This is a genomic window from Vagococcus sp. JNUCC 83 (assembly GCF_053667615.1).
In genome coordinates, this window is record NZ_CM132204.1 from 1441585 (window position 1) to 1456655 (window position 15071).

13 protein-coding genes are annotated in these 15071 nt (G+C 30.0%); all 13 read right to left on the reverse strand.

Annotated elements, in window-relative coordinates; genetic code table 11:
* Positions 1-84: 84 nt before the first annotated feature.
* The 13 genes from JNUCC83_RS06960 to JNUCC83_RS07020 all read right to left on the reverse strand — a co-directional run bounded on the left by JNUCC83_RS06960 (position 85) and on the right by JNUCC83_RS07020 (position 15053).
* Positions 85-597 (reverse strand): GNAT family N-acetyltransferase, encoded by a 513-nt coding sequence (locus JNUCC83_RS06960; protein WP_454459332.1) that lies wholly within the window; start codon positions 595-597, stop codon positions 85-87.
* A gap of 76 nt (positions 598-673) precedes the next feature.
* Positions 674-1576, reverse strand: coding sequence for an AEC family transporter (locus JNUCC83_RS06965; protein WP_454459333.1), 903 nt, complete (start codon positions 1574-1576; stop codon positions 674-676).
* 212 nt (positions 1577-1788) lie between these two features.
* Positions 1789-2967 (reverse strand): GW dipeptide domain-containing protein, encoded by a 1179-nt coding sequence (locus JNUCC83_RS06970; RefSeq protein ID WP_454459334.1) that lies wholly within the window; start codon positions 2965-2967, stop codon positions 1789-1791.
* Between the two features lie 138 nt (positions 2968-3105).
* Positions 3106-3561 (reverse strand): IS200/IS605 family transposase, encoded by a 456-nt coding sequence (gene tnpA / locus JNUCC83_RS06975; protein ID WP_454459335.1) that lies wholly within the window; start codon positions 3559-3561, stop codon positions 3106-3108.
* A 122-nt stretch (positions 3562-3683) separates the two neighbouring features.
* The gene (locus JNUCC83_RS06980) at positions 3684-5108 is read right to left on the reverse strand and encodes a GW dipeptide domain-containing protein (protein ID WP_454459336.1); all 1425 of its coding nucleotides are present in this window, start codon (positions 5106-5108) and stop codon (positions 3684-3686) included.
* Between the two features lie 32 nt (positions 5109-5140).
* Entirely contained in the window at positions 5141-8062 is a 2922-nt protein-coding gene (locus JNUCC83_RS06985; RefSeq protein ID WP_454459337.1) for a GH25 family lysozyme, read from the reverse strand.
* Between the two features lie 216 nt (positions 8063-8278).
* Positions 8279-8635, reverse strand: coding sequence for an IS66 family insertion sequence element accessory protein TnpB (gene tnpB, locus JNUCC83_RS06990; RefSeq protein ID WP_454459338.1), 357 nt, complete (start codon positions 8633-8635; stop codon positions 8279-8281).
* Positions 8625-8831, reverse strand: a complete 207-nt coding sequence (locus JNUCC83_RS06995) for a hypothetical protein (RefSeq protein ID WP_454459339.1) — start codon at positions 8829-8831, stop codon at positions 8625-8627. The genes tnpB and JNUCC83_RS06995 overlap by 11 nt, the downstream gene beginning before the upstream one ends.
* 123 nt (positions 8832-8954) lie before the next feature.
* Positions 8955-12455 carry a bifunctional glycosyltransferase/CDP-glycerol:glycerophosphate glycerophosphotransferase gene (locus tag JNUCC83_RS07000; RefSeq protein WP_454459340.1) on the reverse strand — a complete coding sequence of 1167 codons (3501 nt, stop codon included), beginning with the start codon at positions 12453-12455 and terminating at the stop codon, positions 8955-8957.
* A 40-nt stretch (positions 12456-12495) separates the two neighbouring features.
* Entirely contained in the window at positions 12496-13590 is a 1095-nt protein-coding gene (locus JNUCC83_RS07005) for an acyltransferase (protein WP_454459341.1), read from the reverse strand.
* Positions 13591-13649: 59 nt separating this feature from the next.
* Positions 13650-13991, reverse strand: coding sequence for an EamA family transporter (locus JNUCC83_RS07010; RefSeq protein ID WP_454459342.1), 342 nt, complete (start codon positions 13989-13991; stop codon positions 13650-13652).
* 1 nt (position 13992) lies between these two features.
* Positions 13993-14337 carry a DUF2304 domain-containing protein gene (locus tag JNUCC83_RS07015; protein WP_454459343.1) on the reverse strand — a complete coding sequence of 115 codons (345 nt, stop codon included), beginning with the start codon at positions 14335-14337 and terminating at the stop codon, positions 13993-13995.
* Positions 14337-15053, reverse strand: a complete 717-nt coding sequence (locus tag JNUCC83_RS07020; RefSeq protein ID WP_454459344.1) for a glycosyltransferase family 2 protein — start codon at positions 15051-15053, stop codon at positions 14337-14339. The genes JNUCC83_RS07015 and JNUCC83_RS07020 overlap by 1 nt, the downstream gene beginning before the upstream one ends.
* Positions 15054-15071: the final 18 nt, after the last annotated feature.

Below are 15071 nucleotides of genomic sequence, written 5' to 3' on the forward strand. Positions count from 1 at the left end.
AAGCGATTATAGTTAACATCAAAAAAAACACTCTGATACTATAATCGATTTTAGCAAATATTTAGCTATTTTTATATGTTTCCATCAATCTTCCATTAATAATTCATAGGCAAATCGCTCACCATCAATATCAGACTCCACAAAAACAATGCCACGATAGACAAACTTAAACTTTTTTAGCAAGTGTTGCATACTCAAATTTACACGATGAGTATCAATTCTAATAGATGAATACCCTTTACTTATGGCAATACTTATAATATTTGAAAAGAAATAATTTGCTAGCCCTTTTCCTTGATAGTCAGAAGAAATCGCTACACGATGAATCACTACATAATTATCTTTTTTCTCCCAATTATCTAATATCTTGTAATCCTCATCTTCTTGATTAATCATTGCTAGATAACCTACAATGTTTCCTTGATAAATTAATACATAACCAAATTTATTTTCCATATCTGAGATGATCATTTCTTTATTTGGTTTACCCTCTTGCCACTGGGGGCTACCATTTTTTCGCAAAACTTCTTTAGCTTCATCGATGATTGTTTCAATTAGTGACATATCTTTTTTTTCAGCCAATCGTGTATAAATCATTGTCAGTTACCTCCATAGTTATTTTTAAGAAGTATACCATAAAATAAAAAAAGCATCTTTTCAGATACTTTTTTCACTATATCAATGACATAATAATTGGTAATGTAACCATACTCGTGACGGTCGTTAGTGCAATGTATTGTGATACTTTCGTTCCTTCACCAGCATATTCTTCAGCCAAAATAGCATCCAAAGACCCCACTGGCATTGAAGCAAGTAATACTAACACACCTAAAATAATTGGATCTGAAATAAATACTTTTAATATTGGAATAAATATAATCGGTATAATAATTGCTCTGACAAATAAAAATTGTAAGTTATCTTTATTGAAGAACAGTTCTTTTAATTTCACTTGTGAGAACAAACTACCATTAATAATCATTGATAAGGAAGCTGTCATAATCGATAAATCGGTATTAAACGTATGAATAGGTTTGGGTAACTTAACACCAACCATAAACAATAAAAATCCGACAACTGCAGCGATAATAGCTGGTGTCGTAATAATACTTCTCATTCTAATTTCTCTACTATTGGATAAAAACATGATTCCAACAGTGAATAAAAACAAGCTAGTTACTGTATTACACACAACTAGAACAATCAAACCAACCTCACCATATAATTTACCAACAATAGGTATCCCTATAAATAAGATATTAGAAAACGTTAAACTAACTGTCCATAGACTGCGTAACATTCCTTTTTTTCTAAATATTGTTGCGATTAAATATGTTACTAATAATGTTGCAATAATCATAATAAAAGTATAAATAGCTGTTTGTCGCATCATTATAAGTAATTTGTCACTTTTATCAACTTGAAAACTATTAATAATAGCTGCTGGTAGTGCAACGGTGGTTAATAGGTACCCAATATAAATATTAGCCCCAGGTGAATATTTTCCTCGTTTATTTAACCAAACACCTACAAACATAAAAAAAATCAACACGATTGTTTCATTAAACACAGTCATTCCCAACTTATTTTCCCCCAATTCTTTGACGCCAACACCCCTACTTGTAAAACGTCTGAACTTATTTTATAGCTGCAATAAAAGACTGTCAATGTAGAGTTTATAAAGAATAGGCTTACATGAAATTATTTTTTTATTAGAAGTAAAAAAAAACAAAAAGAAGCTATAGAGAAATTTATCCCCTATAACTTCTTAGCATCATTCAGTATGTCCTATTTTAAATCACTAGATTTTATCCAACCTTGCGTTTGTTCACCGTCAATTGTAAACTCTGATTCAAACCACTGTCCACTTGGTGTTTTTACAGATTTTGAGACTTTTATTTTATCACCTTTTAAATTAGCAGTTGTACCAATTTTTTTAGTATAAAAATCATTGTATGGTGTATCATAGATATGAGCAACGTTTGTTTTTATTTCTTTTGTTTCATTCACATTAAGCGCCACATATTTTTGATTTAAATCAGTTGATTTTACCCAACCTGTCACTTTTTTCTTATTTTTGTAAAAGCTACCTTTATACCAAGTACCATAATCGGTTGTAGCTTTCTCTGTATATACAAAAGGAACATTTTGCATACCTTTTAAATCTGTAATAGTCTTTGTGCTGTCTTTTCTATATGGTTCATTATATACTTCCCCATAATCTTTGTTAATGTAAAATTGTCCTTCTACTACATCATAGTTAGTGTAGTAGCTCAAATCTGTTGATTTTACCCAACCTGTCATTTCCTGATTTTCCATGCTAAATATTGCTTTATACCATAATCCTCTAGGATTTTTTACCTCTTCTGTGACTTTTACATTTTTATTGGTAATAGCTGATGTAGAACCAATTTTTTTAGTCACTCCATCGTTATAAGGACTATCGTAAATGTCACCATTCGTCACATTAGTAACTTCACGTGTCTCATTCAACTTACTAGAGCTATAGCTAGTACTTAAGTCTGTTGATTTTATCCATCCATTTATTTTCTTCCCATTACGTATGATTGTACCATTATACCAGGTACCATATGATGTTGTAGCTTTCTCTGTATAGGTGAAGTAAGCATTTTCCATATTATTTAATTCATCAACTGTTTTAGTTTGGCTACCTCTATATGGTTCATTGTATACTTCAGCGTAATTACGATTTAAATAAAGACTGCCCGAAGTATTGTCATAATCACTGTAATAGCTTAAATCTGTTGACTTTATCCAACCTGACCTACCATCTGATAAAATTGTTTTATACCATTCTCCGTAGCCAGTCGTAACTTTTTCAGTAAACACAACACTTTGTTTATATAAATCTGCTGTTGAACCAATTTTACGCGTTTCAGATTCAGACAAAAATGGGCCATCGTAAATATCACCATTTTTTTGAGTCACAACAAACTTTTTATTCATAGATACGGATGGTGATTGTTTAGTAACTATCCACCCGTGAAAACGGGTGGCTTTTTAATAGCCCTAGAAGGGCTCACTACTCGCATACCCTCTAAAGAGGGCTTTTAAAAGACTGACAACCGCTATTTGAGAAGACTTTTATTTTTTAAATGGATCCATATATTCTCGTTTACTTATACTATCTCTTACTCTGTCATCTGCTTCTTGTTCTCGAATATATTTTTGTATTGTCTTTTGATTTAAACCTACTGTGCTAACATAATAGCCTTTCGACCAAAAACTTCTATTTCCATACTTATATTTCAAATTTCCATGTTGCTCATGAATTAGCACAGCGCTTCTTCCTTTTAGAAATCCCATAAATCCTGAAACTGATTCCTTTGGTGGAATTCTTACTAGCATATGTATATGATCTGGCATTGCATGAGCCTCTATTATTTCGACATTTTTCATATCGCATAATTTTCTTAAAATTTTACCTATATATTTTCTCAATTCCCCATATATCACTTTTCTTCTATATTTTGGGGTAAAGACTAAATGATACTTACAATTCCATCTTGTATGTGATAGAATTTTATCGTCATTAGACATAAAGAAACTCCTTTCGGTTCTCTTATAGCGGTTGGTAGCCACTATTTAGTATATCGAAAGGAGTTTCTTAACGCTAAAGCTATTTCCTCCACGCGCATTACGCGTGGTTTTTTTGTTGAACACTACTTCGTGTTCAACTGACTAAAGTCATTAATAAAATCTGTTGACTTCATCCAACCCGTTATTCTTCTTCCATCCACTACTGTTGAGCCATAATACCAATCCCCATAACCAGATGTTGCTTTATGAGTAATTGACACAGGCTTATACTGTTCATTCCGTAAAATATTTAGTGTATTTACGCCTGGATAATATGGATCAGAATAAACATAAGCTGTATTTCCTTTTAAAATAAGTTTTTCTGAATAACTTTGTTTGTTAATATAGTCGCTAAATTCATTTGACTTTATCCATCCATTAACATTTTTCCCTGCTTCGTTGTACGTAAATTCTTGCCATACTCCATACCCATTTTCCACTTGTTTAGTTACTGTGACCTGTTTTCCTTTAAGCCCATTTGTTGTTTGTTTTCTATTATCCCCAGATTGGTAGGGTCTAGAGTATACGTCTGCCCCATTAGTATTAATAAAACGTTGTACGTTCATGTTTTGCTCACTAATAATATCATTTTTATTAGATCCTAGTTTGAATAATAAAATTTTAGTCCATGGTCTACCAGCTTTTATATTGCTCATTCTATTTTTATCATATGAGTGCCACATCTTATTCTCACTAGATGTACTTCCCCAGAAAAAGCCAATATGGGGATCATAACCTGGTATAGAATAATCCGGTTCAAAGTAAAGAATATCTCCTTTTTCAGCTTTACCACTAGATAATAACTGAGAAACTGAATTAAACTCATAATACTCAGTATTTCTACTTAAAGCATCTCTCCAATTATAAGCATTTGCTACATCTCCCCAGGCATTTGCTACTCGAGTAATCTGACCTAAATCTCCACCAGATCGTTTAAATGCCGTAGCAACAAACCCTGTACAATTCATTCCTGGACCAAAACGGTTAGGAGCACCGTTAGGACTCATGTTTTGCTCACTTGGTATCCAAATACTTCTAAAAGGTGTTCCAAGATAGAAATTATCACGTTCATGACTTTGTAATTCCTTTAATAATTTCGCCTTAGTTGTTCCCATATATTCAGCAACACCTAATTTTCTTGATGCACGACTCATCATTCCAAAGAATGGACCACTTGAAGCATAATCAGTATTGTCTTTAATATACTGTAATACTTTTTCTTGTTCTTCTGGTGTTTGAGCTGTTAATGCTAATTCCGCCATTTTTTGATATTCTTCTTCTGCAGATGTAGTGTTCTGACTATCTTCTTTGTCTTGCGTACTTTCAATTGTAGTTGATTCTGAAGTGTCTTTAACTGATTCAACTGGAATACTAGAACTACTTGTTTGAGATTCTACTTCTATTCCACTACTCATCGATGAACTATTTGGTGTTGTACCAACTGCTATAGTTGTTAATGGTTGTCCCAATAATAACAAAGAAAACAATATAACTCCTGATTTTTTCATAATATCCTCCAATATTTTATATCTATATTTTTTTAATCTAAATCAACAGACTTTATCCAACCTGTTTTTTCATGACCATTTTGAGTGTACTTAGCTTCATACCATAAGCCATTAGGTGTCTTAACCCTTCTGGTACTTAAAAATTTCTTTTCTTTAATGTCTGAGGTAGTTCCGATTTTTCTTGTATGTTTTTCGTTGTAAGGTGAATCATAAATATCACCTGATAAATTAGTAATATATTTCATTGAATTAATTTTTTCGTCAATATAGTTTAAATTTAAATCTGTATTTTTTACCCATCCGCTGACCAGTCTACCATTTTGTATAAAGTCACCTCGAAACCATGTTCCATATGCTGTTGTTGCCTTAGCTGTATAAGAAAATACAACATTTTTCATATTAGTCAACGTAGCAATTTGTTTTGTTTTATGTTGTTCATACGGACTATCATAGACTGAACCGTAATCTTTATTTACATAAAACAATCCTCTTACTACTTCAAAATGATCATATTTTTCTATATCTGTTGACTTAATCCAACCTGTTACTACTTTATTATTAATAGTGAATTTAGCTTCATACCATAAACCATAAGGTGTCTTCACAGATTTTGTCACGTTAATACTCTTATCTTTATAATCCTGAGCAGTCCCTAACTTTTTAGTATATCCCATATTATAGGGAGAATCATAGATATCACCATTCTCATTTATTACATAGCGAGTATCATTTTCGCTATTATAGGTATAGTTCTTATTTAAATCTGTTTCTTTAACCCATCCTTTAACAGGTTTTCCATTTTTTATAAATTCACCTTCGTACCAAATTCCATATTCATTTGTTACTTTTGATTTATAAGAAAAAGGAACGTTTTTCATATTATTTAAATTATCTATTTTTTTAGATTTACCATATTCATAAGCTGAATCGTATACATCACCGTAGTCCTTATTAACGTAAAGTTTTCCACTAACCACTTCTTTTTTTAGTGTATCTGTTGACTTAATCCATCCAGTCATTTCTTTGTTATCTATTTTAAACGTTGCTTCATACCACAAACCGTATGGTGTTTTAACTGAACGAGTCACATGAATTGTTTTATTTAAGTAGTCAGTAGTGGTACCTATTCTTTTTGTATAACCTTTATTATAAGGTGTGTCGTAAATATATCCCTTATTAGTGAGAACTTCTCTAGTATCATTTTCATTATTTGAAATGTAAGTAGTTGAGAGATCCTTATCTTTAATCCATCCCTTTACAGCTTGGCCATTTTTTATAAATTCTCCTTGATACCATGTTCCATATTTGGTAGTTGCTTTAGCAGTATATGAGAACACAACATTTTTCATATTAACCAAAGAAGAGACTTTTTTAGTAGATGTTCCCTCGTAAGGCTCGTCAAATACATCTCCATAGTCTTTATTCACATAAAATAGACCTGAAGTATTTTCATAATCTGTGTAATCACCTAAGTCATTAGACTTGATCCAGCCTGATTTTTGTACACCATTTTTAGTATACGTTCCATAATACCAATTCCCGTATCCAGTCGTAGCAGACTTGGTAGCCTTAAATATTGTTCCATTAATTCCTTGTGTTGTATCAATCTTTTTAGTTGTTTCTATATATGGTGTATCATATACATGTCCTTGGTTCGTCTTGATATATAAATTTTTATTAACATTTTGGTGATTAATAACATCATCTAAATCCGTTGATTTAATCCACCCTGAATAACTAATCCCACCTTTAGAATAGTTAAATTTATACCACAAACCATAATCAGTCTTAGATTGTGCAGTCAAATACACTAATTGATTTTTCATTCCTGCTGTTGTGTCTAGTTTAGATACTCCAGAAGTATATGGTCGCTCATATATTATCCCTGTATCTTTATTGATAAATTTCCGTTTGGATATTGGTGTCTGTTCAAATGACTCTACATAAGATGGATTAGAGAAACTTCCCTTATAGTCAATATTGACATCAAAAAGCCTATTGGACACTCTATCACCAACAAATTTCATTTGGCTACTCCATTGCCAAGCTGATGAAGATTGATACAATAGATTGTCCTTTGAAGGGCTATTAACAAAATGAGCCTTCCATGAAAACTGATCTCCACCTAATTTTGTCATATCAATAATACCTGGTTTAAACCAACTAGCCATACTGTAGTGATGTACATTCTTATAGCCAAATTTGTTTGATAGTGTAGAAGCAAAGTACAGTGAGTTTTCTGTCATACGACCATTATTCATTGAAGATTCTTCTGCATCATTTACTAATATTGTATCAGTACCAAGACCTAAATTTCTTGCTGCATTCGCAAAGTATGTTGCTTCAGCCTCTGCTCTTTCTTTATTAGTAAACCAGCTATAGTGATATGCACTGACTTTTAATCCAGCAGCCTTCGCATTATTAATTTGTGATTTAGCATAAGGATTAGTATAAGAAGTGCTTTCTGTTAATTTAACAACAACTCCTGTCACACCCTGCTTTTTCATATTTTGATAATCACTAACTGTGATTTCTCCTTGATGTGAAGAAACATCAACAAAATCCATACGTGGTAAGTTTTTATTATTAGACAATAATGCTCTAGAATCATCATTACGGGTCATCATCTTAAATGTGTCACCCATTGCTTTTTGATTTTCCTCGGTAACAATGACCTCTTCAGCATTTTTTATATTGTCTGGTTCTGCTTCAATTTCAATTGCTTCACCGTTTAAATAAACAACTTCTTTTTTATTTTTAGTCTCACCAGATGATGTTTCTTCATTATTATTATATAAATCACTAGATGAAACATCAGTAATACTTGTACTATCAAGTGTTGTACTATCACTTATATCTTGATTATAACTAGAATTTGTTGTTTCAGATGCCATTGATAAGATTGGCGTACTAAACAATAATAGACACAAACCCGTATTCATTCCTTTTTTCATAATTTCCTCCTCAAAAAAGTACATATTTTTCACGTTATTTACATTATACATTATTACCACTATTTTTAAAAATACTATTTTAAACAGTTCCATAAGAATTTTTTATACTAAAAAATACAAAACACTCCTATAAACAAAAGTAATCACTTTCATCGTACATTTTTTAAAACAAATAAGCATCTAAAATGACAGATTTTTATCATTTTAGATACTTATTTAGCTGAGGTAACCTGGAATAGCTGGAGCTATCTTTTTGCTTTGATCAATTTGTAAACCTTCTAACAACCAACGAAGTTGTTGTTTAGTTAATAATCTTAGTTCAGATTCTTTTCTGGGCCATTGCAGTTTACCATTTTCAAAACGTTTATAGAGTAATATAAAACCATCACCATCCCAATATAAAGCTTTAAAGCGATTGAGACTATTTCCGCAAAATAAAAAGAGTGAATCAGAATAGACATCTAAATCAAATTGATTTAAAACAATAGAAGCTAATCCATCGATACCACGTCTCATATCTGTTTTTCCACAAACCACATAAATATTCTTTATAGTTGAATAATTAATTAGCATGAGAGTTCAACACTCCTAGTGCAGCATTTAAAATATAATTATTACAACCATTGTAGATGGTGATATCCATCTGATCTCGTTTGACCCTAATCGCAACCTTTGGTTTAGTAACGTTGGTAGTTGATTGCGGTCCATCATTTTTTTGTTTAAACTTTGAATCAAATGTAACTGGAACAATATCTTGTTTTTCTGGCATTGAAAATACCTCCAATCTTTCTTAAGTAATTTAAGAATAACCGAAGGTATACTTTTATCATAGATACCCTATTACTTCCCGCTTACCTTTCATCTATAAGAGTATCATTCAATAGCAAAATATTTATTTTTTCTTCATAACTTTCTTATACACAATTTCACTAGCATTTCCATTATCATATTGATTAAACTTATCACTAAAAGCAAGATATTTAGCTTTATTATTGGCAATATATGTATCCATATTTTTTAATATATCAATCAAATCATTTGTTGTATAAGCTAGCTCACCTGGAGCTTCTTTTTCAAAATCAAAATAAAACCCTCGAAGTTCATCTTTGTATTTATCATAATCATATACATAAAAAATCATAGGTTTATCCAGCAAGGCAAAATCAAACATCACTGATGAATAATCAGTAATTAACATATCAGACACTAAATAAAGTTCTCTAATATCACTATCCATAGAGACGTCTCTCATAAAATCTGAATAATTACTTAAATCGAAATTTGCCTTAGAAAAATGATGTAATTTAACTAAAATAAAATAATCATCACCCAATTGTTTAGACATCTTTTCAATATCCATAGCAAGTGTAAAATTCCCTTTCGTACGCCAGGTTGGTGCGTAAAGAACTATTTTTTTATCACTTGGTAAATTATACTTTTCTTTTAGCCTCTCAATATTTTCTCTAGTATTATCAGCAAATAATTTATCATTTCTAGGGTAACCCGATTTTATAAATTCTCTATTAAATTTAAATGCTGATTTTGAAATATCACCAACATAATCGCTCGGTATAAGCAGATAATCCCAACGGTTATTTTTAGCAATATAAGTATCAACATAATGCCGTTTTATTTCATTCGGTGAATCTAACCCTAATTTTTTTAATGGAGTACCATGCATTGTTTGTATCTCAATAGCATCTGAACGTTTTTTATAAAAATCTGGAAAATTCACATTGTTGACTAAATATTTTGCGCGTGCCAAATAATAGTAATATTTTAATGAATTAATCTTAACTGTTGTAACATTTCCATCAACTTCATGAAAAGCATCTTGTAAAAAAACAATATTTTTAATTTTTTTATCATTTTTCTGAACATATTCACAAAGAGCTTGAGGATTACAACTGTATTCTTTACCCCAATACGATTCATAAACTGCTATATTTTTTAAGGGTAGTTTCCTCATTATAGGATAAAAAATATCTCGTAAAAAAGCTTGACGTCTTGGACCATCTTCAATTTTCTTCCAATGCTTCGTTTGAGATAAAACAGCAATAGATGATCCTCTTAGATGACGTAATTCAAAACGATAGCCGAGTTTTTCATATCTATATCTATCAATTCCTTGATTTGGAAACACAACTTCTACATCAAATAATTCTTTTTCATTGTTTGTATGTGGCATAACCAAAAATAATCGGTATAGCTTTTCTGATAAATTCAGTTTTTTACCCGTTAGTAAAGAAATAGAAAACTCATAAAAAACCCTATTTTTCTCAAATGAGGTGGATATGGGCTTATAAGTATACAAACTATTTTCTAAATCAAATAATTTTAATGTGACGTCATTTGAATCTAAATTCCAAATATCTGCTTTATTCATCGATAATTTCACGATTACTTTATTTGCCTCTTCAAAATAAGCATTTTCTAGTACTGCTCTATAGTCAGTAATCGCTAATTTCAATTCGTTTTTTACATAATAATCAACTTTTATTTGTTTACTTTCATTAAACATATAAATAGTATCTAAAATATTAGTATCAACAACATAGTTATCTTGACCAATCAAATCATAACTTTCGACTTCACTAGTGAAATCTAATTCAGTTTTATCAAATAAAAATTTAAAAGAATTATTGTTAACATTACTTTCGACAGAATGTATCATCTTATTAGTTAAATAAGGATTATCATAAAATGAGGTTCTTAAGAAATATTCAGATGTATTTATTTCGTTAACATTACTATTATGTTCTCCAGTAATTTGTAGTTGATTATTTACAAAACTTATAGCACGAATAATATTTTCAACTTCTTCAAGTTGATATTTAAATTCCCAAAAAGAATTATATTCCACAGATAATTTAATAAAGTTTTTTAATCGATATTTTGGTCGCGTTACAAATCCAGCAATAGGTGACCTTAGATTCTTCGTCACATGAATACCTTGGTTATGTATAACTATTGATACATAGTTTGACCCATCCATAAATTTTTCATAGTCAAATTTAGCAGGATCAATTTCTAAAGAAAAACCAGAATAAGAATAGTCATATAAACGTTTTAGTGGGTTTTTGCTATTTTTTACTTTACCACCATACATTGTTTTGACATCTTTTCGCTTAGAAGGTTTATAATGACTAACCAATTCACAAGTATATCCTGTTTTTTCATTGTTTAAATAAAAAGAAAATGATATATCTTTAGAAGTATCTAAATGGTAAATGTAAGCAAATCCTTCAATTTTCAAATTAGTTGGTGTCTTCCAACTAACTTTTTCGATTCTAGTCCTCATGTCAAATGTATTATTAGCCACTTGCTGTTGAGATGTTAGACAATCAATAAATGGAAAATGATAGTAAAAATTATGACCCTTTTTATAGGGTTTCATATCTAAATCATGTCGTGTTTCTAAATCAACTAATTTAATAAAATCATCAATACGTCCCTCTTTAATTAATTGATACTTCAATCTCTTGATAACAACTAACTCTAGCATTGTATCATCTGAAACATGAGACAAATATTCTTGTAAATATTTTATTAATAATTGATTAAAATCTGGTTTTTTTTCTTTTAAATAGTTGATATATATTTGAAAATCCATATTTAAGTTTTTAAAATCAAAGGCATCTTTGATATCTTTATTTGTGCCCTTTTTTTCCATAAACTCCCAAACCATTTGTATTGCTTTTAAACGGTCAGATAAATTATTAATATTAGATCGTTGCTGTGTAATGGATTGATCACCCTCGTCACGTGCTCTCCATAAATAAGTAGTTTTCGTTAAGACATCGACACTATCAGCAAGAATATGGCTTGGAATGGTCACCGGTATATCTTCATAAAGCATGCCTTCTGGAAACTTAAAGTCATGTTTTTTCCAAAAGGAGGATCGATATATTTTATTCCATGCTGTTGTATCATACAAAAGTTCTTTATGAGTACGTATTGAAATTTTCTCATAGTTTTCTCTAAAAACATGGTTATGTAATGTCGATTCAAATTGACCATTAGAATTAAAACGAATAACATTTCCAATCACAAAATCAGATCCCGTTTTCTCTATCGTATCAAGCATTTCTTTATATGAATTGTTAGGAATAATATCATCTGAATCAGCAAATGTTATATATTCCCCTTTAGCCATAGCAGCACCAACATTTCTACTATGTCCCAACCCTTGATTTACTTTTGTCATTCCAATGAAGTGATCATACTTTTGTTCATATTCTTGAACAATTTCATATGAATTATCAGTTGACCCATCATCAACCATGATTACTTCATAGTTTTCAATATTCTGCTTTAATAAAGAATCTAAGCACTCTTCTAAATAATTACTTACATTGTATACTGGCACAATGATAGATAATTTAATCGACATTAATGTTCCTCCTGAATTTTACATATACATCTTCGTAAACTTAATTTATTTCTTTCATTGTTATTTTCGCTATTAAAAAGTTAATACTATTTGTTAATATTTTTATTAATGGATTCAAAATCATACTCAATAAAACACCAATAATTGTTAATATTAACCCGACAAATAAACTATATATAAATAATCTGATTCCTCCGTTAACTAAATGTCCTCTAAAAACCTCTTTCCATAACCAACCCGAAATAACAGGTGTACTTTGAAATAAATACACCCCTAGTATCATAGAAGCAATATAATTAATAACCCGATTATTTTTTATATTTAATTTCATAAATGTTAAAAATAGAAAAATTGAAATAATCAATATAAATGGACTGTAATCTCTTGTTACAAAAATATTTGTATACCAACCCATAAATTCTTTCACAAAGTAGTATCCTGTATTAGTTGGTTTACTTAAAATAATAATTAATACCCATGTACACAACATAGTTATAATAACACTTATTATCATCTTAATGAAATATGTAATAGCTTTTTTATCAAATTGATTTTGAAACAACTTGAAATATGCTCCTAATGCATACATAAATATAAACCAACTTAAATGCGAGCTAGTCGTTCCCGCCTCAAAATACAACATTGGCCATACAGAAAAAACGATAAAAAACAATACCAAAAATCTAGAAAAAGCTTTTTGATTTAACTGATTAAATCCTTTGTTAATCAATGGAATTAATAAATACAACTGAAAATATGCTGTTATGAACCAGTATCTATTAAATAAGATTGGCAACATACTATTCACTAGATCAGTCCATTTTAACGTTGTCCCTTGAATATGAAAGAGAACAGTTACAACATATAAAACTATAGAAAAAACCGTAACCTGAACAATAAGTTTTATAATACTTTTTATTTTAATATTAGATTGAATCATAAAATAACCAGTTATCATCACGAAAACGTTAACTCCTAATTTTCCACCAATCATTAAAAATGTAATTAACAGACGATACAATTGTGAATGACTCTCAAAATCCCAGGGCGTCCATATTGCGAAATGATGAATAACAATCATAAATATAGCGATTATCCTCAATAATTCAAAATTAGAAAATCGTTGTTTTTCCATATTTTTTCTCCCTTATTTTGGCTTTAAAAAAAAGCAAGAAATTAACATTCTTACTTTATTTACCCCTTATTTATTAATAATGTCCCTATTAAAATCAAAGCTATACCACATATTGCGTACATATTAATGTCTTCTTTTAACACGACAACAGAACCCACTAAAATTAATACATTCGTTAAACCTAAACCAAGGGGAACAATAAAACTTACATCAGATTTCGAAATAATAATCATCCATAATACAAAGCTAATCAGGTAACACAATAGTCCTAACACACTAAGAAATGGGATATTCATATTTAACTGACTATTTAATAATTTGATAGACATATCAGACGATCCTAATTTAAACAAAATGATACCTGATGAAGATAAAATGACATATAAAACAAACAATAACATATTATTTTTCTCCTTTATCCACTTTTTCTTTTAAAATAGATACTTCTTGAATAAGTGATTTTATATCATCAGTTTGCTTTGTTGTGTACTTTGTAAAAATTATTAACTGAAGTAAGCTAAACAAAACAGCCATTACAAGAAGAAAATTCGACATTGTTTCAAATCCAAATAAATCCGAAAAATATTCCGGAATTTGAGGAAAAATTGAAAAAACAAGCATAACTGTCCCTATAGCCAACCACATTAAAGAATATTCTAAAGTAAAAGTAGCATTTTTTATTAGTCTTATGATAAATACTAAAAATAACACAGATAAAATAATCATCGTAATTGATATACTAGTCATTATTTGTTCCCCCTACGCTTGTTTAAAAGTATAATTGATATCAATACTTCCACCATATACCGAACAGACTTAATTGGTGTTATTGATGACTTTCCTTCTTCTCTTTCAAACATTTTAACACCAACTTCATCTACTCTTTTTCCTAACATTAGTAAATAAGCGTTTGTTTCAGGTTCAGGGTATTTTCTAGGATATGATTTTGCAAACATTTCAAGGACTTCGCGATTTGCCGCCCGATATCCTGAAGTAACATCCAATACAACTTTTCCAGTTTTCATTTTAATAAAAAATGAAATCAAATTAATTCCCATTCTTCTAGAAAAAGAAGTTTTAAAATCTGAAGGTGAGCCTTCTGTAAATCTAGAACCAATAATAAAATCTGCTTCCCCATTAATTATTGGTTCTATTAAGTTTTCTATAGAATAGATGTCATGCTGACCATCACCATCAAACTGAACAGCAACATCATAACCATTATAATAAGCGTAGATATAGCCTGTTTGTACTGCTCCACCAATTCCCAAATTTTTAATCAGGTGAATATAAGGAATTGAATTAGCTTGTAAAATATTTTCAGTATTATCTGTAGAACCATCATTAATCACGATATAATCTAGCGTAAAATTGGCATTTTTTTTGTATTCTTCTATCGATTGCGATGTTTTTACAATACTTGCTTCTTCATTATAAGCTGGTACTATTACTAATACTTTCATTTTGTCTCCTTAAGTGTC